This is a genomic window from Corynebacterium marinum DSM 44953, assembly GCF_000835165.1.
Taxonomy (GTDB): Bacteria; Actinomycetota; Actinomycetes; order Mycobacteriales; family Mycobacteriaceae; genus Corynebacterium; species Corynebacterium marinum.
The window spans coordinates 1936363-1961702 of the sequence record NZ_CP007790.1 but is presented as its reverse complement, the minus strand read 5'-3'; the positions used below and the strand labels follow the sequence as shown (position 1 = coordinate 1961702).

Sequence of the window (25340 nt, the reverse complement as noted above, 5' to 3'; positions counted from 1 at the left end):
CAGGCCAGGCCACTTAAGTATCGGGCCTGTCTTGGGTAGAGTGGGGAAGTCTTATCAGAAGGGAACTCCCACCACACCATGCCGAAGAAATTCGTAGAGAAGACGTTCACCGATCCGACGAGGATCCGGAACTTCTGCATCATCGCGCACATCGACCACGGCAAGTCGACGCTCGCGGACCGCATCCTGCAGTTGTCGAACGTCGTCGATGCGCGCGACATGCGTGACCAGTACCTCGACAACATGGATATCGAGCGGGAACGCGGTATCACCATCAAGGCGCAGAACATCCGCCTGCCGTGGGTTCCGCGTTCCGGCCCGCACGAGGGCGAAGAGATTGTCATGCAGATGATCGACACGCCGGGCCACGTGGACTTCACCTATGAGGTCTCCCGCGCCCTGGACGCCTGCGAGGGTGCCATTCTGCTTGTCGACGCCGCGCAGGGCATCGAGGCCCAGACCCTGGCCAACCTGTATCTGGCGATGGACAACGACCTGGAGATCATCCCGGTCCTCAACAAGATCGACCTGCCGGCCGCCGACCCGGACAAGTTCGCCCTGGAGATCGCCAACATCATCGGCTGCGAGCCGGAGGACGTGCTGCGCGTCTCCGGTAAGACCGGCGAGGGCGTCGAGGCGCTGCTGGACAAGGTCGCCGAGCTGGTGCCCGCCCCGACCTCTGAATTCGGGCCGGAGGCGCCTGCCCGCGCCATGATCTTCGACTCCGTGTACGACACCTACCGCGGCGTGGTCACCTACATCCGCATGATGGACGGCAAGCTGACCCCGCGCCAGCGCATCAAGATGATGTCCACCGGCACGACCCATGACCTGCTGGAGATCGGCATCGTCTCGCCGACCCCGAAGAAGTGCGACGGCCTGGGCCCCGGCGAGGTCGGCTACCTGATCACGGGCGTCAAGGACGTCCGCCAATCCAAGGTCGGCGACACCGTCACCTGGGCGCACAACGGCGCCGAGCAGGCGCTGAAGGGCTACGCAGAGCCGAAGCCGATGGTCTACTCGGGCCTGTTCCCCGTGTCCCAGGGCGATTTCCCGGCTCTGCGGGAGGCGCTGGAGAAACTCCAGCTCAACGATGCTTCGCTGAGCTGGGAGCCGGAGACCTCGGTCGCCCTCGGTTTCGGTTTCCGCTGCGGCTTCCTGGGTCTGCTCCATATGGAGATCACCCGCGACCGGCTGGAGCGCGAGTTCGACCTGGATCTCATCTCCACCGCCCCGTCGGTCGATTACCGCGTCATCGCCGAGGACGGTTCCGAGCACCGGGTGCACAACCCCTCCGACTGGCCGGGCGGCAAGCTGCGCGAGATCTACGAGCCCACGGTCAACCTCACCCTCATCGTGCCGAGCGAGTTCGTGGGCACGACGATGGAGCTGTGCCAGACGAAGCGCGGCGTCATGAAGAACATGGACTACCTCTCCGAGGACCGCGTCGAGCTGCGCTACTCCATACCGCTGGGCGAGATCATCTTCGACTTCTTCGACATGCTCAAGTCCCGGACCAAGGGTTACGCCTCCATGAACTACGAGGAGTCCGGCGAGCAGGAGGCCGATCTGGTCAAGGTGGACATCCTCCTGCAGGGTGAGCCGGTGGACGCGTTCTCCGCGATCGTCCACAAGGACAACGCCCAGTGGTACGGCAACAAGATGACCAAGAAGCTGCGCGAACTCATCCCGCGCCAGCAGTTCGAGGTACCCATCCAGGCGGCCATCGGCTCGAAGGTCATCGCCCGCGAGAACATCCGCGCCCTGCGCAAGGACGTCCTGGCCAAGTGCTACGGCGGCGACATATCCCGTAAGCGCAAGCTGCTGGAGAAGCAGAAGGCCGGCAAGAAGCGGATGAAGAACATCGGCTCCGTGGAGGTTCCGCAGGAGGCGTTCGTCGCCGCCCTGTCGACCGACGAGAACTAGCCGCACGCACACAGTCGCGGCCGCCGGCCCGGAATGGGGCGGCGGCCGCGACTGTGCGTGATCCCGGACCTACCTGTACAGCGCCGGCTTGATGTGTTCCCAGGCGGCGGACAGTGTCTCCCTGAAGGTGTGCCAGTCGTGCGTTCCGGTCTCGGCGTAGTCCACCTTGAGGTCGGTGTGACCGCGTTCGGTCAGGGCGGCATCGAGAAGCCTGGTGCACTCCAACGAGCCGCGCTCAAGGGCGGCCCCCGAGGACATGTCGAACCAGTTGCCGTTGGCGTAGTTGGCCACGTCATCGGCGGCGAAGGCGCCGCTGGCGGCGGAAAGGTACACCTTCTGGTCCTTCAGGCCCTCCGGGTGGCCCACGGTGTCGTGGTAGATCCAGCCGTCGGTGCCGTAGGGGCCGTAGAGGTTGTCCAGGTTGCCGCCGCGGGTGGTCACCGTCAGGTGTGCGTTCTGGCGCCCGATCGGGTCCATGGGGGAGTAGCAGCCGGACAGCCCGAAGGTGGCGCTGAAGAGATCGGGGTGCTTGTTGGCGATGTGGACCACGCCGGTCGCACCCATGGACAGGCCCCCGATGCCACTCCGGCCGGTGGTTCCCAGTTCCCGTTTGACCAGGGGCGCGAGCTCCTTCGTGATGAAGGTCTCCCACTGGTGGCGCCCCAGCGAGGGGTCATCGCGCAGCCAGTCGGCGTACATGGAGGCCTGGGCCTGGGTGGGCAGGACGAGGTGGACGTTCTCGCCGCCGAACTGTTCGTGGGCGCCGCCGACGCCCAGCCACCAGTTGTCGCGCGGGGCGCCGATGCCGTCGAGGAGGTAGAGCATGGGGGTGTCGGCAGTGGGGTTGGCGGCACGAACGATCTGCACCTCGATGTTGCGCTTCATCGCGGGGGAGGCGATGGTCCAGCGTTCCTGGCGCAGTTGTTCGTTCTCCGTGGCCTTATCGACGATCCTCACTTCGTTGATCGACTCATCCAGCGGGAGGTTGACGCCGCCGAAGCTGCTCCCCGGCAGACTGCTGACGGGCACCTCGGCGGAACCGAGGCCTTCGAGCACGGAGAGGGTGGAGTCGATCGCGCTGCCGGAAGAGGCGGGATCGGCGTTGGAGCTGATCACCGCCTGTTCCAGGGCGCTGCCCGTGAGGGACTGGGCGGCGGCGGGGGCGGCGAGACCCAGGCAGAGCCCTGTGACCGCAGTAAGGGCAAGTGGCAGTTTGGGGATACGCGACATAACGCAGACTGTGTCAATACAGGATGCTCCCGGCCACCGGTTGACGCGGGATCTTTCCGGCCGTCTCCACCCGCTCCCCGTTCCACCGGAAGATCAGGTCGGAGCGGTACAGTTCGGCCGCCGCGGAGGGGGCCTCATCGCGTTCCATCGCCTCGAAATCGATCACGCGGGTGCGCACCGAATCTGCGTCGGCGTCCGCGACATACATCGACTGCGGCTCCAGCAGGCCCACCCCCAGGTACTCGCCACGGTGAAAGGGTATCAGCTGGTTCTGCTTCAACGGATGCGTGGAACCGGTGACCCACACCAGGGCGTAGGAGAGATCCGCGCACGGATCGTAGTTGGACTGGCCGTGGAACTCCCAGCCCTCGCCCGGGGGTTCCAGGGAGGGAACCTGCCGCAGGTTTCACCGGGCGCGGGCTCCGCCGCCGGCGCCGAGGCGCTCGGCGGCCCGGGCGCGCGCGGAATCCAGGCTGCCCATGGAGCTGAGGTTAGACCCCGTCGAACAGGCTGTCCCCGATTGTGTCCCAGGCGGGCTGCAGCTCCTCGCGGAAGTTGCTCCACGCGTGCACTCCGGGGCCCTTGTAGTTCACCACGTGGTCGGTCTTGCCGGCCTCCTGCAGGGCGGCGTCGAGATCCTGGGTGCAGCTGAGCACGCCGCGCTCGAGGACGGTGCCGGCGGTCATGTTGACCACGTCGTCGCCGTAGAAGGCGCGGTCGGCCTCCGTGATTTCGCCGTTCGCGGCCGAGAGGTAGGCGTCCATGCCGAGCAACCCGTCCGGGTTGTCGACCACGTCGTGCCGCTGCCATTCCTCGGAGCCGAAGGGGCCCCACATGTTCTCCACGTCGCCGCCGCGGGAACCGGTGACGATGTTGACGATCTGCCTGCCCATGGCATCGGTGGGGGAGTAGCAGCCGGAGATGCCGAAGACGGCGTCGAAAAGCTCGGGGTTGGTGTTGGCGATGTGGACCGCGCCGCTGGCGCCCATGGAAAGGCCGCCGATGCCGCGCTCGCCGTTGAAGTTGAGCTCCGCGTCATCTTTCAGCAGCGGGTCGAGCTCGTCGATGATGAAGGTCTCCCACTTGTTGAGGCCCAGCGCCGGGTCCTCCTGCTCCCAGTCGGAGTACCAGGAGCCGGCGGCCTGGGTGGGCATGACGAGGGTGACGTTCTCGTCCTCGAACACCTCCTGGACCTTGCCCGGGCCGAGCCAGCCGGAGTTGTAGGGGGCGTCGATGCCGTCGAGCAGGTAGAGCAGCGGGGCGGGGGCGGTCTCGTTCGCTCCCCGGTAGATCTGGACGGAGACCTCGCGCTGCATGCTCGGCGAGGCGATGGTCCAACGCTCGAGCCGCTCGCCCGGTGTGCGCTCGACGCGCACGATCCGCGCTGGCCCGTCGATCGGCGTCGTGGCCAGCGGGTACTCCGGGTTGCTGGACAGGAAGGGGCCGCCGATCGGGATCTCGGAGGAGCCGAGGAGGGACAGTGAACTGAGGGTGGCGTCGAGGGAGGACCCCGAAGAGGCAGGGTTCTGGCTGGAGCCGACCACGGCTTCACCGATCAGCTCGCTCGAGGCCCCGCCCTCTTCGCTCTGTGCCAGGGCGGGGGAGGCGGCGGACAGCGCCAGCGAGGCGGTCGCGGCTACGGCGATGAGTTGAGGGAAATATTGTGTCTTCACACAGAGAAAACTTACCCCACTAGCCATTTTCCTTCACATGCCCCGTGGGGTATTGAGGTCAGGGAAGCAGCGCCGGTTTGATGGCGTTCCAGGCCGGCTGCAGCTGCTCGTTGTAGTTGTCCCAGTTGTGCACGCCAGGACCCTTGTAGTCCACGACCTGGTGGTTCATGCCCAGATCGCGCATCGACTCGTCCAGCTGCTCCGTGCAGTGCAGTACACCGCGTTCGAGTGTGGCGCCGGCCGCCATGTTGAAGAAGGGGTCATCGTCATAGGAGGCCCGGTCCTCCTCGGTGAAGGAACCGTCGGCGGCGGAGAGGTAGACCGCCATGCCGCGCAGACCCTCGGGGTTGGCGGTGGTGTCGTGGAAATCCCACAGATCCGAGCCGTAGGGGCCCCACATGTTCTCCACGGCCCCTCCCCGGGAACCGACGACCAGGTTGACCATCTGGCGGCCGACCGCGTCGTTGGGGGAGTAGCAGCCGGAGATGCCGAAGGTGGCGTCGAAAAGCTCCGGGTTGGTGTTGGCGATGTGCACCGCGCCGATCGCGCCCATGGAAAGACCGCCGATGCCGCGCTTGCCGTTGAAGTTCAGCTCATCCTCCGCCTCCAGGGCGGGTGCGAGCTCCTCGGTGATGAAGGTCTCCCACATGTGGCGGCCCAGCGCCGGGTCGTCCTGCTCCCAGTCGGAGTAGAGGGAGCCGGCGGCCTGGGTGGGCATGACGAGGGTGACGTTCTCCCCGCCGAAGACGCGCTCAGCTTCGCCGTGGTTGAGCCAGCCGGAGTTGTTGGTGGAGCCGCCGATGCCGTCGAGCATGTAGATCATCGGGGCGGGGGCGGCCGGATCAGCGGCCTTCTTGATTTGGACCTCGACGACGCGCGCCATCGAGGGGGAGGTGACGAACCAGCGCTCGACGCGCTCGTCCGCCCGCTCGATCTTCTTCTCGAGGATCTCGACCTCGTCGATGGACTCGTCGATTGCCAGCGGATACCGGTCGTCGCTGGACAGCAGCGGGCCGCCGAGCGGTAGCTCGGAGGAGCCGATGAGCGACAGGGAGCTGAGGAGACCGTTGAGAGAGGAACCCGAGGATGCCGGGCTCGAGTTCGCCGTGACGACAAGGTCGCGCAGGGCGTTGTCGGAACCGGCCGGAATCTCGGGGAGGTCCTGGGCGGCGGCGACGGCGGGAACGCTGAGCGCGGCCACTGCGGCGGCGGTCAGAAAGCGGAGAGATAGATGACGCATAAACAAAAACTTAGCATCAACTGGGTTCAACCTGAATTTTCACTACTGCCCCGTGACGTCGGCCGTACATGCGCACCAGCATCGCGATCCCGGTGGCCGTCCACGTGAGCAGGGTGACGGGGAGCAGCGAGGCGATCCCCAGGTAGCGGTACGTCAGGGCCCCGGTGAACGCGCCGACGGTCAACCCCGCCCACATCTTCAGGTGGCCCAGCCAGGCGGCATGGGAACCGCCGAAGAACGCGTCGACGAAACGCTGGCCCATCTTCACCAGGGTCCCTGTCATGTAGGTCAGCGGGATGGCGACCTCCCCCGCGCGTTCGAAGATGGAGTTCATCGCGCCGATGCCCAACGAGGCGACGATGATGGCGGCCCGCGGGGCGTCGAGAAGCACGAGCAGGGAGGAGAGGGAGAAGAGGACGCACATGTTGACCATCACCACCTCGCGGACCCGGTCCGGGCGCACGCGGCGCATCGCCAGGCGGCGGATGAGGGCACCCTCCATGACGCCGAGCAGGAAAAACGCCACGGCCGAGCCTGCCAGCAGCGCGAGATCCGGGTTGCCGTCGACGGCGGCCGTCGCGATGCGGGTGGTGTTGCCGGACATGAACGACAGAAAAACGCCGCCGAGGAAGAGGAAGCCGATCGAATCGACGAAACCGGCGATGAACGCGAAGCTCACCGCCAGATTCTGCTCGCCGGCGGTGTAGCGCTGCACTCCAGCACCGCTCCTTGAGTTGACTATGTGTGGGTGGTCAGACTTCCATCCTAGGCGGTCACGGGCGCGGTGTCCCCGCGTAACAGATCTTCGACGGCCTCCGCGGCGCGGAACACCTCGCTCCAGCGGAACTCGGCCGCCATCGGCTCCCGCGCGACGTAGCGGTGGTACCAGTCGGTCCGGCGGCTGCGCTGCGGAATCCACAGCCTCTCGAGTGCGATGTAGGCGGCGGCCTCGGACTCCGGCCCGCGCTGCGAGCCCCCCTCGACCGACGTACCCCAGAGCTTTTCCACGTAACCCAGGTGAATCTCCGCCAGGCACCGGGCGATCTCGACGATGACGTCCCGCCCGACGTCCGGGTGGATCCGCAGGCGGTACCACGCGTCCGACTCGTTGATCATGGGGTCGGGCGATTCTCCCGGCACCGGCCGCTGGTCGACGTAGCACCAGGAGGTCTCCCCCTCCCAGTCCGTCTCCCAGGTCGCCACGGCCCCGATCTTCCAGAGGTTGCCCAGCATCTCCACCCGCCGCATCGGCATCTTCCGGTCCGCGGCGGCGGAGGTGAACTCGGCGTAGGCGAGGGAGGGTTCAGTGACGTAACCCAGGCGTTTGCGCCACCCTCCCACGGCATCGCGGTAGCTGCTCAAGTGCACGCTCGACTGGTGGGCGCGCCGGGTGTGGGCGGAAAGGTAGTGGTCCGCGAACCGGATGCGCCCGTCCCGGCCCCGGTCCGGCCGCTGTTTCCCGCCGGGCACCGGTGCCGCCGACTCGTGCGGCACCTCCAGCCGGACCGGGACGGCCTGCTCGGTGGGTTCGTACCCGAAGGCCTCCCACTCATCGGCCGGGCGGAGCTGCAGGCCGTTCACCATGCCGACGAGCGCCCCGAAGTCCTCGAAGCGGGAGAGCTCGAGGGAGTCCGCGAGCTGCATCGCCGCGGACACCGCCTGGGGGATGCTGAACTGGGGCAGGGCACGGACGAATTCCACCGTGAACTGCTGGGTGATGATGCTCTGCTTGAGTTCCACGACTGCCCGCTCCTTTCACCGCCGGGATAGTGGTGTGTGTCACATGTTACGGGGAGAGTGTCACGGCGTAAAGGAAGTTGCCGCTTTGATACATACGGGGAACATCACGGGGCCCCCGGCCGTTGACCGGGCATGAGAATCGATATCTGGTCCGACTACATCTGCCCCTTCTGCACCGTCGGCGAGCGCCACCTCAACCTCGCCCTGGAAGACTTCCCGGGGAAGGATGACGTTGAGGTCGTCTGGCGCAGCTTCCAGCTGGACCCGGACGCACCGAAGGAGTCCGCGGGCAACGCCCTCGAGTACCTGGTGAGGGTCAAGGGCATGGGGGAGGAGCAGGTCGTCGCCATGAACGACGGCCTCGCGGCCCGCGCCGCGGAGGTCGGGCTGGAATTCAACTGGCGCGAATCCCACATGGTCAACACCATGGACGCCCACCGGCTGGGCCAACTGGCCCGCGAGGACGGCAAGGGCGTCGAATGGGACGAACTGGTCAAACGCGGCTACTTCACGGAAGGCAGGAACATCGCCGACCACGACCAGTTGCGCGCCTTCGCCGCCGAGGTCGGCCTGCGGCCCGGGGACGTCGATTCCGCGCTGGCGGACGAGTCCGCCTACTCCCGGGAGGTCATGGAGGACATCGCGCTCGCCCGCCAGATCGGCGTGCAGGGCGTGCCCTTCTTCGTCTTCGACGGGAAGCTGGCGGTCTCCGGCGCACAGCCGGTCGAGGTCTTCGCCCAGGCGCTGGAACAGGCTGCCGCGGAGGGCTGACCCGGGCGAAGATGTGTCCCGGGTCACGTCGGGCGCGACGGCGATTCGGGGCCGGGGAGGAATGCCCGGCGCCGTCACCAGGCATAACGGCGGGCTTATGCGGGGAGTAGTAGCGTGGCCGCACCGGTGACAGGCCGGTGCGCCTGGCGATCACGCAGGCGACGTGACGGACTTGTGACTGACCCTGACTGACCCTCAAGGACAAGGAACTCCCATGACCCCAAAGAAGAAGCCCGCTAAAGACCGGGCCAGTGATTCCCTGCCGGTGATCCCCGGCGCCCCCGCGGCGCAGCCCCCGAGCCTGGGGGAGCCGACCTCCCCGGTGAAGCCCCTGCCGCCCAAGGAAGACCAGCAGCATCTGGCGAACGTCACCGCCACCGGTTCGCCCTTCACCGCCGGGGCGGACGCCGGACCGGACCCGCGCGCCCAGCAGGGCGAGTACCTGACCACCTCCACCGGCCAGCGGGTGCCGGACACCGATCACTCCCTCAAGGCCGGCCCGCGCGGCCCGGTGCTGCTGCAGGACCACCACCTGCGGGAGAAGATCACGCACTTCGACCACGAGCGCATCCCGGAGCGCGTGGTCCACGCCCGCGGCGCGGGCGCCCACGGCGTGTTCGTCGGCAACGGCGCCGCCGGCGACATCTGCTCGGCCGCCGTGTTCGGGAAGGGGAAGGAGACCGAGGTCTTCGTCCGTTTCTCCACGGTGCTCGGCTCCCGCGGTTCCGCCGACACCGTGCGTGACACCCGCGGTTTCGCCACCAAGTTCTACACCGACGAGGGAACCTGGGACCTGGTGGGCAACAACATGCCGGTGTTCTTCATCCAGGACGGCATCAAATTCCCGGACGTCGTGCACGCGGCCAAGCCGCACCCGGACCGGGAGATCCCGCAGGCGCAGAGCGCCCACGACACGTTCTGGGACTTCGTCTCCCTGCACACCGAGGCGCAGCACCACACCATCTGGAACATGTCCGACCGCGGCATTCCGCGCTCCTACCGCATGATGGAGGGCTTCGGCGTCCACACCTTCCGCCTGAGCAACGCCAAGGGCGAGACCACCCTGGTCAAGTTCCACTGGAAGCCGAAGCTGGGCGTGCACTCGCTGGTCTGGGAGGAAGCCCAGATCGCCGCCGGCGTCGACCCGGATTTCCATCGCCGGGACCTGGCCGACGCCATCGAGGCCGGTGCCTTCCCGCAGTGGGACCTGGGCGTGCAGGTCTTCCCCGACACCGAGGAGCAGATGTTCGAGGGCATCGACCTGCTCGACCCGACGAAGCTCGTCCCGGAGGAGCTCGCCCCGGTGCAGGTCATCGGCACGATGACCCTGGTGGCGAACCCCACCAACTATTTCGAGCAGACCGAGCAGGTCGCGTTCCACCCCGGCCATCTCCCGCCCGGCATCGACGTCACCGCCGACCCGCTGCTGCAGGGGCGCCTGTTCTCCTACATCGACACCCAGCTGACCCGCCTGGGCGGCCCCAACTTCAACCAGATCCCGATCAACCGCCCGCACACGCCCGTCAACGACATGCTCCGCGACGGCTTCCACCAGCACGCCAGCCATGCGGGCGTGGCGCCGTACCGGCCGAACTCGCTGGACGGCGGCAACCCGTTCCCCGCCACCGCCGCCGAGGGGGCGCGTATCGACGTCCCTGTGCCCCTGCCCGAATCTGCGATCGTCCGGGAGCAGCCCGCCACCTTCGACGACCACTTCTCGCACGCGCGCCTGTTCTATCTGTCCCTGAGCGAGGTGGAACAGCGGCACGTCGCTGACGCGTACTCCTTCGAGCTGGGCAAGTGCTACGAGGAGAACATCAAGACCCGTCAGCTGGCCGCGCTGGCGCAGATCGACACGGATCTCGCCGCCGCCGTGGCCGAGAAGCTCGGCCTGCCCGCCCCTGCGAAGGCGAAGCTGGCCAAGGTCGAGCCGAGTCCGGCGCTCTCGCAGATCGGCCAGGAGTGGCCCGTCGACGGCCGGCAGGTCGGCATCCTCACCACCGCCGGCACCCCGCCGAAGGAGGTGGCGGAGCTCGTCGCCGCGATCGACGCCGCCGGCATGGTGCCGCTGGTTGTCGGCGAGCACGGTGGAAAGCTGGGAGATGTGCCGATCTCACGCACCTACGACACCGCCCGGTCCGTCGAGTTCGACGCCGTCGTGGTCGCCGACACGCCGGACCGCTACGAGGTCGACGTGATGCGGGCCGAGGTGTTCCACCAGTGCAAGGCCATCGTGCTCCTCGACAGCCTGGAGAACGTCCGCGTGGACACCTCCGCCCCGGGCGTGGTCACGGTGTCCTCGCTTTCCGGCGCCGTGGACCAGCTCATCCCGCTGATGCGCGGGCACCGGGTCTGGGAGCGGCAGGGATAAGGAAGGGCCACAGAGTAGAGTGCGGCGCCCCCGGGTCGGGGCGCCGTTTTCTGTTGCGCGGGACGACTACGGTGGAGTCCATGGACGTCTGGTTCACCTCTGATCTGCATCTCGGTCACCAGTCTGTGGCCCGTCTGCGCGGGCTGGAGGTGGAGGAGCACGACCGGCGGGTGCTGCGCGGCATCCGCGACCTGCCGGCGGGGGACAGGCTGTGGGTGCTGGGGGACCTGTCCCGGGGCGCGGCCGACGGGGAGCGGCGTGCGCTGGACCTCCTCCGCGAACACGGGGCCCATCTGGAGATGCACCTCGTGCCGGGCAACCACGACTCGTGCCACCCCATCCACCGTTCCTCGTTCCGGATGCAGCGGGAGTTCCTCGAGGTGTTCGAGTCGGTGCAGCCGTTCCAGCGGCTGCGGTGGCGGGGCCGTAACGTGCATCTCTGCCATTTTCCGCGCCCGGGTATGGACCATCCGGGGATGGCGTCGCGTCACGACGAGGTGCGGCTCGACGTCGATTATCTGGTCCACGGCCACCTGCATTCGCCGCAGCCCCGATCCGGGTACGGGCTGGTGGACGTGGGGCTCGACGCGTGGGGGATGAAGCCGGTTCGTCAGCTCGCGGTGGAAAAGGTGCTCTTCGAAAACTGAACCACTCGGTCTGTATGTGGTAGACAAAAAGGTTCGCGCGGGGTAACTTCGAGACCCGACACCAGCTGAACCTCCTTGAAAGGCGGATCCATGATCCTCACCGGCCTCGCCGTAGGCGCAGTCCTCGGCATCGTGATGCAGCGCGGACGCTTCTGCGTCACGGGCATGCTCCGCGACATCTTCCTCCAGAAAACCTGGCGGAGCTTCGTGGCCCTGCTCATCGTCATCTCCGTGCATGCCGTGGGCATCGCGGCGCTGACCAGCGCCGGGGTCATCGCCCCGACCTACAGCAACTTCGCCCCGCTCGCCGTCATCGGCGGCGGCTTCATCTTCGGCCTGGGCATCATCCTCGCAGGTGGTTGCGCCTCCGGCACCTGGTTCCGCTCCGCCGAGGGCCTGGTGGGCTCCTGGATCGCACTCATCTTCTACGCGCTGTCCGCGTCCGCCATGCAGACCGGCGCCCTCAACTGGCTCAACGCGGGAGTCAAGTCCTACGACACCTCGCTGACCACCCTGCCGGCCTCCTTCGGTGTCTCGGTGTGGTTTTTCGCCATCCCGCTGGCCATCGGCACCGCCCTGGCTGCCCGCCACTTCCTGGTCAAGGAAGCCGCGCAGCCCAAGGTCGCCCGCCTCAACGGCCCGTGGTGGCGCCGCCCGCTGCACATCTACACCGCTGGTGCACTGGTCGGTCTGATCGGCGTCATCGCCTGGCCCCTGTCGGCCGCCGCCGGCCGCAACTCCGGCCTGGGCATCACCGGCCCGTCCGGGAACATCGCCAACTTCATCGTCACCGGCGACGGGGCCAAGGTCGACTGGGGCGTCATGCTCGTCCTCGGCCTGTTCATCGGCGCCTTCGCCGCCGCGAAGGCCACCGGCGAGTTCCGCCTCCGCGTGCCGGACGCCACCACCGCCGTGCGCGCGGTCGCGGGCGGCGCCATGATGGGCGTCGGCGCGGCGCTGGCCGGCGGCTGCACCGTCGGCAACGGCATGGTCCAGACCGCCCTGTTCAGCTACCAGGGTTGGATCGCCCTGCTGTTCATCGCACTCGGCGTCGGCGCCGGCGCCAAGCTGTGGCTCAAGCCCTCCACCGCCCCGGTCACGGCGGGCACCTACTCCACCGAGGAGTCCCTGGACCAGGCCCCGACCTCCGCCGAGGATAAGGTCCTCACCCCGGGCTTCGCCGTCGCCACCGGCGCCGTCGCGCTGAAGACCGCCGCCCCGAAGACCCAGAAGGCCCGCCCGCTGGGCCAGGGCCGCTACGCCCTGGACACCCTCGGCGCCGTCTGCCCCTTCCCGCTGATCGAGGCCAAGGACGTCATCGACACCCTGGACGTCGGCGAGGAGCTCGTCATCGACTTCGACTGCACCCAGGGCACGGAGACCATCCCGCGCTGGGCCGCCGACAACGGTCATGAGGTCACGGACTTCCGCCAGACCGGCGACGCCGGTTGGCAGATCGCCATCCGCAAGAACTAGCCGGAACTTCCCCGCACGGTCACCGTCATGGCCAGGCGCCGCTCCCCGGAGGGCACCAGGGTCACCCCGGTCAGATCCGGCCCCAGCAGCGCCGGCTCCACGCACAGGAATTCCGACCACTCGCCGCCGCCGACATCACCCATGTCGGCGGCGGCTTCTTCGCCCGGATTCCACACGACGGTGGAGTCGGCGTCCTCGGCGGCCACGGTGATCACCCGGTCCGCGTCGACGATGGACACCTCCCGCGATTCCCGGAAGATCCGGTCGAACTCCCCGGACACGGTCACGTCCCCGGACTGGGTGGTCTGCCCGCCGGTGGCGCGGTCGAGAACGGGGGTCCCGTCCAGGCCCGCGACCGCGACCGAGGCGACGTGGCTGACCCGGAAATAGGGGTGGAAGGCCAACTGGATCTTCCGGTCCTCCCGCGACTCGTTGCGGGCGGTGAGCTCGAGGCGGACGCCGTCGGCAAACTCCCGGACGTCGAGCCGCAGGCGGATGCCGTCGTTGTCCACCTCCGCGTGGAAGTCGCGGCCGTCGGTGGTCACCTTCCACTCCGCAGTGCGCGCCCAGCCGTGCCGCGGGGCGGAGGCGATCAGGTCCGCGAAGGCGGGGGCGATGACGGGCACCCCGCCGCGGATCGCCGTCCCGGGTCCGGAGCCGGTGGCGGAGGAGAGGTAGAACAGCTCCCCGAAGTCGGTGTCTGTGCTGGTCAGGTGTGCGCCGGAGGGGCACATGCGCATGCTCCCGGCGGTCAACAGGTCGTCCATGCCTCCCCAGGTTAACCATTAAGATGGTCACAATGTTGTCCACCACCTCGCGCACCGTCCACGGCATCACCGTCCGGGACCACACCCTCACCGTCCCCTGGGACCGCGCGCACCCGGGGGAGAGCCTCGAGGTGTTCGTCCGCGAACTCTCGCCGGACGATTCGCTCCCGCCGCTGCTCTTCCTCCAGGGCGGCCCGGGGCATGCCGCCCCGCGCCCGACCACCCTCGACGGTTGGCTCGCCGAGGCGCTGAGCGATCACCGCGTCTTCCTGCTCGACCAGCGCGGCACGGGGCGCTCCACCCGGATCGACCGCTTCGCCGACCCACTGCTTCTCGACGCCGCCCACCTCGCCCTCCTGCGCGCCGAGCACATCGTCGACGACGCCGAGGACCTCCGCCGGGCGCTGGGACGTGCTCGGGCAGTCCTTCGGCGGCTTCTGCATCACCACCTACCTCTCGCGGCATCCGGAGTCGATCCGCTACGCGTATTTCACCGGCGGGCTGCCGGGCATCGGCAATCACGCGGACGAGACCTACCGCGCCACCTACCGGAAGCTGGGGGAGCGCCACCGCGCCTTCTACGATGAGGTGCCTTTCGCGCAGTCGCGGGTCCGCGAGATCTGTCACCATCTCAACAACGCCGACGAGCGCCTGCCCACCGGCGAGCACCTGAGCTCGCGGCGCTTCCGCACCATCGGCATCGAGCTGGGGCGGGCCGCCGGATTCGAGAACCTCGCCGCGCTTCTCGACGCCCCCTTCCACCACGTCCGCGGCGAGAAACGCCTGCGCGGCGACACCCTGGCAGAGCTCTCCTCCCGTCTGTCCTTCGAGGCCGCGCCCCTCTACGCCGCCGTCCACGAGACGATCTACGGCGGCGTGGTCCCCGGCCCCACCGCCTGGTCGGCCCACTGCGTCCGGGAGGAGTCCGAGGGCTTCGAGGAGAACCTCGACCCTGTCCGGGACGCGCAGTTCTTCCTCACCGGCGAACACGTCTACCCCTGGCAGTTCGAGGAGGACCCCGCCCTGCACGCCTTCCAGCCGGCGGCGGGCAAGCTCGCGGCGAGGGAGTGGGACAGACCCTATGACGCGGCGTCGATAAGCGGATCGGCGGCGGTGTGCGCGGCGGCGGTCTACCGCGACGACATCTACGTACCCCGGGAACTCTCGCTGGCCACCGCCGCCGTATTCCGCGACATGCGGGTGTGGCAGACCGCGGAGCACCAGCACGACGGGCTGCGCGTCGACGGTGCCGCCATCTTCCGCCGGCTGCACGGCATGGTGCGCTCCGAGGCCTGAAGGAACTGGCCAGGAAGGTGTGATCTAAACTTTCTGCGAGCCCACCGGCCAAGCACCGGGCCGTGCCCACCCCCGTGCGACCCTCCCCCCGTGAATAAGCAGTCTCACTCAAGGAGTCGTTCATGACCACCACCTCCCGATCAAAGGAGGACCGCTCGGCCGCGATCGCGGTCACCGCGTTCCCTCTGTTCATCCTCGCCGGCACCGCCCTCGCCTTCTTCTTTCCGGCGCCCTTCCAACCGCTGTCGAACTACATCACCTATTTCCTGATGATCATCATGTTCGCCATGGGCCTGACGCTGACCCTGCCGGACTTCCAGGAGATCGCCCGCCGGCCGTGGCCGATCCTGCTGGGCGTGGTTGCCCAGTTCGTCATCATGCCGCTGTGCGCGGTCGCGGTGGCGCGGATGCTCGGCCTCAACGAGGCGCTGGCCGTCGGCCTGCTCATGCTCGGCTCCGTCCCGGGCGGCACCTCCTCCAACGTCATCACCTACCTGGCCAAGGGCGACGTCGCCCTGTCTGTGGCGATGACCTCGGTGTCCACGCTGCTCTCGCCGATCATCACCCCGATGCTCATGCTGACGCTCGCCGACACCCGCACCGACGTCGACGGTGCCGGCATGGCACTCACCCTCGTTCAGACCGTCCTGCTGCCGGTCGTCGGCGGCCTGGTCATCCGCTACTTCGCGGACCAGTGGATCTCCCTGATCACCCCGGTCCTGCCGTGGATCTCCATCCTCGGCATCGGCGGCGTCGTCTTCCCGGCCGTGGCCAACAACGCAGAGCGGCTCGCCTCCGTCGGGCTGATTCTCTTCGCCGCGGTGCTGGCGCACAACGTCTTCGGCTTCGCCCTCGGCTACTTCACCGGGAAGCTGTTCCGCATGCCCGCGTCCGCCAACCGCACCATGGCCGTCGAGGTGGGCACCCAGTCCGCAGGCCTGGCCTCGGGCATGTCCGCCAAGTTCTTCAGCCCGGAGGCGGCGCTCCCGGGTGCCGTCGCCGCAGTCCTGCACAACATCACCGGAGCGGTCTACGCCTCCATCGCCCGCAGGTTCCCCCTGCCCGGGGAGCAGCACCCCGACGCGGCCGCCGCGGAACCCGCGGCCGAGAAGGTGGCCGTCTCCTAGAAACCTCCCGGGTGGGCTAAGGTTGGTCCACTGGAATCGAGTCGACCGTGAGGTACGGTGAGAAGCATGAAGCTGCCGGAAAACCGTGAGCATGTGGCCCTGTCCACGACGGAGGTCACCGAGTTCGACCGACTGTCCCAGGAGCTCGGGATCTTCGAGGTCTCCGAGGAACACATCCTCCACCCGGGAATTCTCACCCAGGTCTACGGAGGTTAAGGGCTACCGATATTGCCCTGGGGCCCCTCACTGTCACAGTGGGGGGCCCTTTTTCTGACCGGGGCCCGGGTCGGGGCCGTGCAGTTCTCCGGCGGCCGGGCAAACTAACCCCGGGGCGGCGGGGGCGGGGCCGGTGCACCCCGCGGGGGCGAGATCTTAGGATGCCGGCGGGTCGTCGCCGCCTGCGTCGACTGCCCGGCACTGGCGGAGCTCTCCTCACCCTTGGGGTGGGGCCGGTACGGGGTGGGATCCCAGTTGCCGTCGACGAGCTTCTTCTGGGACCAGATGCCCGCTCCCAGCACCGCCGCGCCGATGACCAGGATGAGGACGAGGCCGACCACGGCGCCGGCCTTCGCCGCGGAACCGACGAGGATGCCGAACCAGCCGAAGTCGGCATCGCCGAAAGTGGTGTTCTCGGAGCCGAAGGCCCCCAGCACCTGCAGGAGGAACGCCGGCAGGAAGGTGATCAGCAGGCCGTTGACGAAACCGCCGAACACCGCGCCCCGCCGGCCGCCGGTGGCGTTGCCGTATACGCCGGCCGCGCCACCGGTGAAGAAGTGGGGGACCAGTCCGGGCAGGATCAGGGCGATGCCGAAGGCCGGGTTGAGCCACAGCGACAGCACCGCCAGGCCGGCCAGGCCGCCGACGAAGGAGGTGATGAATCCGATGAGAACCGCGTTCTGGGCGAAGGGGAAGACGATCGGGGCGTCGAGAGCCGGGATCGCGCCCGGAACGACCTTGGCCGCGATGCCCTGGAAAGCGGGGACGAGTTCGCCGAGGATGGTACGGACGCCGAAGAGGATGACCGCGACGGCGACACCGAACCTCAGGCCCTGGGTGAAGGACTGCATCAGGTAGTCGCCCACGCCGGTGGCACCGCCGTCAAAGGCGGTGAAAGCTTCGTCGGTGCCGGCGCGCAGCATGAACAGGATGGCCAGGATGATGTACATCAGCGCCATCGACAGGGCGGTGGCCACCATCGAGTCACGCAGAAAGCGCAGCCCCTCGGGCAGCGTGAGGTCCTCGGTGGAGGCGCTGGCCTTCTCGCCCCTACCGCCGACGAGCTTGCCGACTGCACCGGCCGCCACGTAGCCGGCGGTGCCGAAGTGGCCGATGGCGATGGAGTCGTCGCCCGTGATCCGACGGGTCCACGGGTGGGCGATGGCCGGCAACGACACCATGAGGATGCCCAGCAGCAGTGCGCTGACGAGGACGACGGTCCAGGTGTTAAACCTGGATCCACCGATGTGATTTTGGGGTAGCGGCGTGGGAAAAAGAGAAATACCCTTCTGAACTGGGATAATACGACTTGTCGAAGGTCTATATTCCCCATCCAGGAGGGCATCTCTCAGGTGCAACTATCTCACACTCCCGCGGCACTCTCTATTTCATTCGATGACCCCAACCTCGTGTCGGCCGCCGGCTTGGTCCCAGCCATGCGCCTGGCCGACACTGCTGGCCTGTCGACCCTGGCACAGCACAGGATGAGTATCGCAGGCGACAAGGGTGCCAACGCCGGGGCGAAGATCTCCTCACTGGTCGCAGGCATGGTCGCCGGTGCCGACTCGATTGACGACATGGACCTGTTGCGCCACGGCGGCATGAACCGACTCTTTACCCGGATCTACGCGCCGTCGACCCTGGGATCCTTCCTCCGGGCCTTCACCTTCGGGCACGTGCGCCAGTTGGATGCCGTGGCCTCCCGCTTCCTGATCAACCTGGCTGACCAGTCACCGGGCCTGGTACCCGCACCCCCAGCTGCCACCAGCGGGTATGTCTTCGTCGATGTCGACGACACCATCATCGAAGTCCACGGCCACCAGAAACAAGGCGCCGGCTTCGGCTACTCCGGTGTCCGTGGGCTCAATGCTCTGCTGGCGACGGTCACCACGACAGAGTCTGCCCCGGTGGTCGTAGCCCAGCGCCTGCGCCGAGGGTCCTGTGGTTCGGCGCGTGGGGCAGGCCGGTTGATTGCCGATGCCATCACCACCACCCGACGCCTACCCGCCATGGCCCAGCAGAAAATCCTCGTACGCGCGGACTCCGCTTTCTACGGCCGGCCCAGCATCCACGCAGCACTCACCGCCGGTGCGGATGTGTCCATCACCGCGCGGATGACGCCCAACATCCAGAACGCGATTGCCACGATCCCGGACACGTCCTGGGAAACAATTGAGTACACCGACGCGCTCTTTGATGAGGACACCCAGACCTGGATCTCCTCAGCGGAAGTCGCGGAAGTCCCCTTCATCGCGTTTGCGTCGAAGAAGGCAGCTGATCAGGTTCCCGGTCGGCTGGTGGTGCGCCGGATCCCGGAGTTGAACAAGAAGAATATCGATCAGCCGGGCCTGTTTGATCTGCACCGCTTCCACGCGGTATTCACCACCGCCGACCCAGACCTGCTGGGTACCGTGGCCGCGGACAAGACCCACCGGCAGCATGCGGTCATCGAGCAGGTCAACGCCGATCTGAAGAACAGTGCGCTGGCGCATATGCCTTCAGGTGTGTTCACCGCGAACGCGGCGTGGTTGGTGGTGGCGGTCATGGCCTTCAACCTCACCAGGGCTGCCGGGACCATCGCGGCCGGGGCACTGGCCAGGGCTACGACTGCGACGATCCGGCGTCGGATCGTCATGGTGGCGGCCCGCATTGCTCGTAGGGCACGACGGTTGGTCCTGCACCTACCGCAGGGCTGGAAATGGGAGCCGCAGTGGCGGAAGCTGTTCGAGCACGGTCACTCGCCACCGGCTGTTGTTTCTTCCTGACCACCTGAGCCGAAACCCTCCGGCCCGAGCCGACCTACCAATTCGTGGAACAACCAGACGACGACGTGATCTGGGGATCATTCCTGCCCGAAAATCTTGGTGGTGCCCGCAGCCGAAATCAACCGATCACCGAAAGACCATCGGCGGATCCAGGTTAAAGCCGGCGGTGACGAGGATGATGGTGAGCATCGTGGCCATGAACAGCACGTGGTGGCCGGTGAGGAACACGTAGTGCAGCGGGGTGAAGCGCGCCAGGATCAACGAGGCGGCGAAGCCGAGGATCATGACCCAGGCGACCTGGGAGCCGTACTCCTGTTGGGCGATGCCGACGATGGCCTCGTTCGTGGGCACCACACCCTGTGCGCCGGTGGCGCCCTGGATCATGGAGCCGAGCGGTTCGAGTGAGGCGACGACGAGGCCCGCGCCGGCGTCGATGAGCAGGAAGCCGAGCGTGGCTTTGATGGCCCCACCGATGATCTGCCCGGCGGTGCGCCGCAGGGCGGCCAGACCGATGGCGGTGATGATGCCGATGAGGAATGCGGGCACCGAGAGGATCTCGTTGACCAGGAACTGTGGGATGGCGATGAGCCAGTCCATGAGGTTGTCCTTCCCGCGCGGGGGTTAGATGTCGTAGAGTTCGCGCATCGCTGCGTCGATCTCATCGGTGGAGGTGAAGTTCTCGATCACGTGGACAGGCACGCCGACGTCCCCCAGGGTGTGGGCGATCTCCCCGGAGGTGAGGATGAGGTCGGCCTCCTTGGCCTTGCCCTTCGCCGAGATGGTGTCGGTGGCCTCGACGGTGATGAACCGTCCCCAGCCCCAGGTGTCGAGCACCTGCTCGAGGGTGTTCTTGAGGAACAGGGAGGTGCCCAGTCCGTTGCCGCACACGGTCAGGATCTTGTTGCGGGTGGCGGCGCCCTCTGCGGGGGCGGGGGAATCCGCCCGGCTTCGCCCGGGTGTTCCGGCGCCGTCGAGGACCTCCCGCAGCTCGGCTACGGAGGTCGCGGAGTCGAGCGCCTCCCTCTTCGCACGGTTGCCCAGGACCTTCGCCAGTTCCGCCATGGCGGTGGTGTGCGCCTTGTCGTCGGCGGCCGCGAGGGCGACGACGAGGGACACCGGGTCGTTCTTCGGGTGGCCGAACTCGAGGGGTTCGGTGAGCCTGAGCCAGGATAAGGCGGTCTGCTTCACCGCCTCCGAGGGGCGGGCGTGGGCGAATGCGAAACCGGGGGAGACGACAATGTAGGGGCCGTTGGCGTGGACGCTGTCGATCATGGCCTGCGTGTAGGCGGGGTCGATGGCGCCCGTGGACTCCAGGAGGCGGCCGGCCTGAGTGACCGCGTCCTCCCAGTCGGCGGCGCTGGCCTCAAGGTCTACCGCATCATCAGCGAGCAACTGGTTGATGGTTGACATGAAAAAATCATATCTACCGGACAGGGGATTGTGTATCCTGCGTCACTCTGGCCACACTATTGTGACGTGGTCGTGATCAGGCCTCCGGCAGCTGGTCGCCCATCCCGGGGTAGGAGGTCTGGGCCCCGTGGCCCGTGGCCGCGAAGGCGCCGACACGGGCCGCGTGGCGCGAGGCGGTGACCAGGTCGTCCCCCGCGACGAGCCGGGCCACGAAAGCACCGGCGAAGGCATCCCCCGCACCGACGGTGTCCACCGGCGTGATGCGGGGAGTGGGGATCTTCGTCAACCCGGAAGTGTCGCCGACCAACGCGCCGCGGGCGCCGATGGTGAGGACGACGGAGGGGAAGCCGGCGTCGAGAAGCGCGGACACCAGCTCCTCCGGGATGTCCGAGCTGATGCCCGCGCCCAGCTGCTCGAGCAGCAGGCCTGCCTCGTGCTCGTTGGCCATGATCGGGTCGGCCCTGAGCAGGGACTTCCGGTCGACCTCGATCACCGGCGCCAGGTTGACCACCACCCGGCCGGTTGCCAGGCGGACCGCCGCGGCGAAACCGTCGGCGGGGATCTCGCCCTGCAGCAGAACCACCCGGGCGGACTCGATGAGCGGGGCCCGCTCCTCGACGAAGTCCGCCGTGACGGTCGCGTTGGCGCCCGGGACGACGACGATGGAGTTCTCCCCGTCATCGGAGACGGTGATCACCGCTAGTCCGGTGGTCTCGTCGACGCTGGCCACGCCCGACATGTCCACCCCGGAGGAACGCAGGTACTCCGTGGCGGGTTCAGCGTAGGCGTCGGTTCCCACCGCCCCCACCATCGCCACCGCGCCGCCCTGCAGCGCGGCGGCGACCGCCTGGTTCGCACCTTTGCCGCCCGGGGTGATTCCGCCGCCCGAACCGAGGAGAGTCTCACCGGGGTGCGGGTGACGGCGCACCCGGACCGTGAGGTCGGCGTTGATCGAACCGACGACGACGATGTCGACGGGGCTGGTGGGGTCGCTGCTCACGGGAGGGCCTCCTGCTCGGTGCGTTGTGTCTACCACTCTATGCCTGGCAGAAGGCTGCCGGGCGGGGTCTGAAGGAGCAGACTGTCCTGGACAACGACTTGCATGGTTGATGTAGCCCTGTCCCCGCCCTCCGTTAGGATGCTCCCATGACTCAAGACGTTGACGCGGCGAATGATCTGGTTCTCATTGAAGGAGCCGAAGGGATTCTCGCCATCGGCCCCTCGGATGCCCTGCAGGAGTGGCAGGCCTCGGAGGGTGTCGCCCGGGCCACGCTGATGACGCGGCCGGACAATCGCATCCTCGGTCTTGCGGGTGATCTGCTCCCGGGCGTGCTTCAGGCGTCGGCAGTCTTCCTGCCCGGCACCGCGGCGAAGAACTCCAGCGCTGAACTGCGCCGGGTCACACGCGGGGCGGACGGCCGGTACACCTCCAACACCCTGGTGAATCCTCTGGAACTGGCCGTACTCGCCTCATCACCCGAGCTGATCATCGTGCAGGCGGCCATCCAGGCGGTGACCCAGGAACTCGGCGAGATCCGTGAGACCCTCGACGAGGTCAAGGAAGGTGTCGACGAACTGCTGCGGGCGGCCGACGCAGAGCGTCTGGGGGACGTGTACGGGCGACACCGCATTCTCGTCCGTATGGTCACCGAGCTGCAGAAAGGGCACGTGCTCACCACCACCGACTGGGACGCTATCGCCTCCCAGGGGCCGATCCTGGAGGTGGGTACTGAGAAGCTCCGTCAGTACCTGTTGACACAGCTGGACGGTCTGTCGGCGGAGGATTCCCCGCGTGACCGCGCCAAGGAACTCAAACGCCTGGTGGACAGGGGCAGGGTGGGTAATCTACTCAAACTGCTGGTCACCGCCCAGGAATCGCTGGCCATGTACCAGCGGGTCCGCCTGGAGCGGGTGATCGACCGCGAGCCGGAGGCCATCGAGCAGACCCTGTCCAGCATCAGCCGGATCCTGGATGAGAACCTCAGACTGGACACCGACCTTGCGGAGGAGTTCCGCCGCGTGCTCAACCAGGCCGCCGTCCTACACCCCTCGGAGGGCTTTGACCTGTTCACCCGCCGCTCGCTGGATGCGAACCGCAGGGTCCTGGCCGAGGTTGTCGAGCAGTTCCTCCGCTACCGGGAGGCGCAGTCGGAGGACTGGGAGCTGGCCGACCACGCAGGATTCAAGGATGCCTTCGGGCATTTCCGGAACCGCGGTGTGGACGCAATCAACACCGGCCGCAGAACTGCGGCGAGGGGGCTCGGAGCGGTCGTCAACAAGATCGAGCCGAAGGATTAGTCGCCCTGCCCGGCACGGTGAACCCGGGTAGCGTCCAGGACCATGCCCCGCACACTCATCCCGGACTGGATCGCCGCCGAACTCGAGGCCGGCCGCTCCCATCTGCAACCCATGCTCGACTCGGCGCCCTTCGACCGCGCCGCGGTGCGCACCGTCGCCGGCTCCGGCGATTTCCAGATCGTCGACGGCCATGTCCGCCGCGCCCCGGTCCCCAGCCCCGCGACGTGGTTCCCGCAGATCGAGCCGGCGCTCACCGCCGCCGGGGAGGGCCGCTGGTCCCTGCCGGTGACGGTCACCGCCGGCATGCTTGACGACGCCGCCGTGGCCGTCCCCCGCGCCGTCGGCGCGCTGGTCCAGCTGCACAGGCACGGCCACCGTTCCCTGTCCTCGCGTCTGGGCCCGCAGGCGGTGATGATGGACGAGATCGAGGTGCGGACCGGTTCGATCGCCCGTTTCCTGGCGGATCTGGCGGTGGCGGAGGGGGACACCGTCCACCTGCACTTCGACCGCGCCGGGGAGTTCGACGTCACCCGGTAACCTGGCGTAATGAAGCGACTCTTCTCCGCGCTGCTGATATCCGACGAAGCCCGCGAGCACCTCGTCCACGCACTCAGGCCCATCCGGGAGAACCACCGGCAGGGTCTGCGGTGGACGGACCCCGACAACTGGCACATCACCCTGTCCTTTTACGGCAACCAGCCCAACGACCACACCGACCTGACCGGGCACCTCGCGCAGGCGGCGGGCGCTTCCGGGCCGTTGCGGCTCCGGCTGCGCGGGGCGGGGTCCTTCGCCAACCGGGTGCTGTGGATTGGCGTGGGCGGCGAGGTTGCACCGCTCAAGGCGCTCATGGCCGACACCGTCATCGACCTGGACAATCCTCCGCCGGCGCAGAAGCCGCACGTCACCATTGCCCGCACCCGGGAGCGTTGGCTGGTGGCTGAGCTGGTGCACGCGCTGCTGGTCTACGAGGGGCCGGAGTTCCTCTGCGAGGAACTGGTGCTCATGGAGTCGAGGCTGGGGGAGGGCCGCTCCGGTGGCTCCCGCTACGAGGTTCTCGAGCGCATCCGCCTGGGTTAGGAGGGTGGTGGTCGCTTCTGCTTTTCCCGCACCCGTCTGGCCTGCGATTCCATCCGGATCCGTTCCCGCCGGTTCTGTTGCCGCTGTTCGACTGTCTGCACCCAGTGCCGCTGTTTCGGGGCCAACGGCCCGGTGGGTTCATCGATGACCCAGCGACCGTTCTCGAACAGCCAGTATTTTTCCTGCGTGTGGGGATCAATGATGTAGCGCACCCGACCATCGGTCTTGATGTTGTGGTGCCTCTGGCACAGGGCGGACAAGTTCGCGGCGGTGGTGGGTCCCCCGTCGGCGAAATCCACCCGGTGGTCCATTTGTGTCCTGATTCCGGGGAGAGTGCACCCCGGGTAGCTGCAGGAACCGTCCCGGCCAATGACCACCGCCCGGATGTCGGCGGGCGTGGCATAGGCCGCCGAGACCTTGTCGCGGATGTCGTCCATGTCCCGGATCTCGGTGGCTGCACCGGTCAGCTGCTCGGCAGTGTCGGGGCTGGTCCAGCCGACTCCCGGGATCCATGACGGGGCCCCCGGAGTGTCCTTGGCACGGTAGACGTTGAGGGTGACGTTCGTGACCGCCTCCCCGCGGACGAGTTGGTTGAATGCCTCTGGATGGCTGATGTTCTGCGAGGCTGCGTGCTGACGCACCCGCTCATTGATCTCATGGGCGGTCACCGCATCGGTGATCACTTCGATGAAGCCCTGGTTCCCGTCGATGTAGACAGAGAAGTGCCCCTCGTTCTTCTTTTCCGGGGTGTCATCGTCGGACACGGAGTCATCGAGGGTCTGGATGATGGCGTTGAGCCTCGTCCGGATCGCATGAGCTGTGGGCAGCGTCTGGTTCGGGCGGGTGGGGGTGAGATATTCGGTGAGTTCCGCATCGATGACGGCCAGGTGTTCCCGGTTGTTCGCGTCGATCTTGCACAGGACCGAGTCAATTGTCTTCAACCGATTCAGATCAAGGTGGAACATGCGCTCCTGTAGTGCTTTCAGCCCCGGTAGCTCGAGTAACCGCATGTGGGCGTGGAGAGCCGACTGAATGTACATGTCACCGTGACCGGTACTCGCACCCAGGTCCGCGAGGACGAGATCGACATCCTCGAGCTGTACAGGGAGAACCGACTGCCACATCTCATGGTCGGCGCGGCGGATCCGGGTGCTGCGGATCGCGGCGGAGTCCTCCGTTGAGCAGAGCGAGTAGAAATTCCTGGGGCGCAGCAGCTGCTGAAGTTCGCGTTCGACAACTGATTCTAGTGTTTTCACCCCGGCCCCCTTAGCCCGTATGTTCGAACCCCACATTAGAACACACGGTCC

21 protein-coding genes and 3 pseudogenes are annotated in these 25340 nt (G+C 67.4%); 12 read left to right on the top strand and 12 right to left on the bottom strand.

Translation table 11 applies throughout. From position 1 onward, the window contains the following. The first annotated feature begins 78 nt into the window (after positions 1-78). Positions 79-1926 (top strand): translation elongation factor 4, encoded by a 1848-nt coding sequence (gene lepA, locus B840_RS09270; RefSeq protein WP_042621906.1) that lies wholly within the window; start codon positions 79-81, stop codon positions 1924-1926. A 69-nt stretch (positions 1927-1995) separates the two neighbouring features. On the opposite strand, the gene B840_RS09265 is transcribed toward lepA, so the two are convergent. The 6 genes from B840_RS09265 to B840_RS09240 all read right to left on the bottom strand — a co-directional run bounded on the left by B840_RS09265 (position 1996) and on the right by B840_RS09240 (position 7809). Further along, positions 1996-3156, bottom strand: a complete 1161-nt coding sequence (locus B840_RS09265) for an alpha/beta hydrolase (protein WP_042621905.1) — start codon at positions 3154-3156, stop codon at positions 1996-1998. A gap of 13 nt (positions 3157-3169) precedes the next feature. Beyond that, positions 3170-3541, bottom strand: coding sequence for an LppP/LprE family lipoprotein (locus tag B840_RS09260; protein ID WP_268236895.1), 372 nt, complete (start codon positions 3539-3541; stop codon positions 3170-3172). Positions 3542-3647: 106 nt separating this feature from the next. Next, a complete protein-coding gene (locus B840_RS09255; RefSeq protein WP_229676638.1) occupies positions 3648-4829 on the bottom strand; it encodes an alpha/beta hydrolase in 1182 nt (393 codons plus the stop codon). 58 nt (positions 4830-4887) lie between these two features. Beyond that, positions 4888-6069, bottom strand: a complete 1182-nt coding sequence (locus B840_RS09250; RefSeq protein ID WP_042621903.1) for an alpha/beta hydrolase — start codon at positions 6067-6069, stop codon at positions 4888-4890. 16 nt (positions 6070-6085) lie between these two features. Continuing rightward, the gene (locus B840_RS09245; RefSeq protein WP_042621902.1) at positions 6086-6784 is read right to left on the bottom strand and encodes a YoaK family protein; all 699 of its coding nucleotides are present in this window, start codon (positions 6782-6784) and stop codon (positions 6086-6088) included. 50 nt (positions 6785-6834) lie between these two features. Next, positions 6835-7809: a hypothetical protein gene (locus B840_RS09240; protein WP_042621901.1), complete on the bottom strand. Its 975-nt coding sequence runs from the start codon at positions 7807-7809 to the stop codon at positions 6835-6837. A gap of 132 nt (positions 7810-7941) precedes the next feature. On the opposite strand from B840_RS09240, the gene B840_RS09235 reads away from it, so the two are divergent. The 4 genes from B840_RS09235 (at position 7942) to B840_RS09220 (ending at position 13074) form a co-directional block, all read left to right on the top strand. Further along, entirely contained in the window at positions 7942-8580 is a 639-nt protein-coding gene (locus tag B840_RS09235; protein ID WP_042621900.1) for a DsbA family oxidoreductase, read from the top strand. Positions 8581-8794: 214 nt separating this feature from the next. Next, positions 8795-10951, top strand: coding sequence for a catalase (locus B840_RS09230; RefSeq protein ID WP_042621899.1), 2157 nt, complete (start codon positions 8795-8797; stop codon positions 10949-10951). Positions 10952-11031: 80 nt separating this feature from the next. Next, the gene (locus B840_RS09225; RefSeq protein ID WP_042621898.1) at positions 11032-11598 is read left to right on the top strand and encodes a metallophosphoesterase family protein; all 567 of its coding nucleotides are present in this window, start codon (positions 11032-11034) and stop codon (positions 11596-11598) included. Positions 11599-11688: 90 nt separating this feature from the next. After that, positions 11689-13074, top strand: a complete 1386-nt coding sequence (locus B840_RS09220) for a YeeE/YedE thiosulfate transporter family protein (protein WP_042621897.1) — start codon at positions 11689-11691, stop codon at positions 13072-13074. On the opposite strand, the gene B840_RS09215 is transcribed toward B840_RS09220, so the two are convergent. Then, the gene (locus tag B840_RS09215; RefSeq protein ID WP_042621896.1) at positions 13071-13841 is read right to left on the bottom strand and encodes an aldose epimerase family protein; all 771 of its coding nucleotides are present in this window, start codon (positions 13839-13841) and stop codon (positions 13071-13073) included. The genes B840_RS09220 and B840_RS09215 overlap by 4 nt on opposite strands. A 32-nt stretch (positions 13842-13873) precedes the next feature. On the opposite strand from B840_RS09215, the pseudogene B840_RS09210 reads away from it, so the two are divergent. The 3 genes and pseudogenes from B840_RS09210 (at position 13874) to B840_RS13535 (ending at position 16480) form a co-directional block, all read left to right on the top strand. Continuing rightward, positions 13874-15137 (top strand): annotated as a pseudogene (locus tag B840_RS09210) (alpha/beta fold hydrolase). A 122-nt stretch (positions 15138-15259) separates the two neighbouring features. Further along, positions 15260-16264, top strand: a complete 1005-nt coding sequence (locus tag B840_RS09205) for a bile acid:sodium symporter family protein (protein WP_042621895.1) — start codon at positions 15260-15262, stop codon at positions 16262-16264. 66 nt (positions 16265-16330) lie between these two features. Next, on the top strand, positions 16331-16480 hold the full coding sequence (locus B840_RS13535) for a hypothetical protein (protein WP_156971889.1): 150 nt from the start codon (positions 16331-16333) through the stop codon (positions 16478-16480). 104 nt (positions 16481-16584) lie between these two features. Here the strand turns inward: B840_RS13535 and B840_RS09200 are convergent. After that, a pseudogene (locus tag B840_RS09200) lies at positions 16585-17712 on the bottom strand (PTS ascorbate transporter subunit IIC); the annotation flags it as partial. Between the two features lie 120 nt (positions 17713-17832). Here B840_RS09200 and B840_RS09195 point away from each other — a divergent pair. Further along, a complete protein-coding gene (locus B840_RS09195) occupies positions 17833-19245 on the top strand; it encodes an IS1380-like element ISCli1 family transposase (protein ID WP_018297647.1) in 1413 nt (470 codons plus the stop codon). Positions 19246-19401: 156 nt separating this feature from the next. Here B840_RS09195 and B840_RS09190 read toward each other — a convergent pair. The 3 genes and pseudogenes from B840_RS09190 to B840_RS09180 form a co-directional block, all read right to left on the bottom strand. After that, positions 19402-19842: pseudogene (locus B840_RS09190) on the bottom strand (PTS transporter subunit IIC); the annotation flags it as partial. Positions 19843-19866: 24 nt separating this feature from the next. After that, positions 19867-20655 carry a PTS sugar transporter subunit IIAB gene (locus tag B840_RS09185; RefSeq protein ID WP_042621894.1) on the bottom strand — a complete coding sequence of 263 codons (789 nt, stop codon included), beginning with the start codon at positions 20653-20655 and terminating at the stop codon, positions 19867-19869. 76 nt (positions 20656-20731) lie between these two features. After that, on the bottom strand, positions 20732-21655 hold the full coding sequence (locus tag B840_RS09180) for a ribokinase (protein ID WP_042621893.1): 924 nt from the start codon (positions 21653-21655) through the stop codon (positions 20732-20734). Between the two features lie 146 nt (positions 21656-21801). Between B840_RS09180 and B840_RS09175 the strand changes: the two genes are divergently transcribed. The 3 genes from B840_RS09175 to thpR are packed head-to-tail and all read left to right on the top strand — an operon-like array spanning position 21802 to position 24033. Then, positions 21802-22953, top strand: coding sequence for a hypothetical protein (locus B840_RS09175; RefSeq protein WP_052491157.1), 1152 nt, complete (start codon positions 21802-21804; stop codon positions 22951-22953). A gap of 42 nt (positions 22954-22995) precedes the next feature. Then, complete coding sequence (locus B840_RS09170; RefSeq protein ID WP_052491156.1) at positions 22996-23490, top strand: hypothetical protein; 495 nt, start codon at positions 22996-22998, stop codon at positions 23488-23490. A 9-nt stretch (positions 23491-23499) separates the two neighbouring features. Continuing rightward, positions 23500-24033 (top strand): RNA 2',3'-cyclic phosphodiesterase, encoded by a 534-nt coding sequence (gene thpR / locus B840_RS09165; RefSeq protein ID WP_042621892.1) that lies wholly within the window; start codon positions 23500-23502, stop codon positions 24031-24033. Here the strand turns inward: thpR and B840_RS09160 are convergent. Then, positions 24030-25289: an HNH endonuclease signature motif containing protein gene (locus B840_RS09160; protein ID WP_156971888.1), complete on the bottom strand. Its 1260-nt coding sequence runs from the start codon at positions 25287-25289 to the stop codon at positions 24030-24032. The two genes, thpR and B840_RS09160, sit on opposite strands and share 4 nt — an antisense overlap. Positions 25290-25340: the final 51 nt, after the last annotated feature.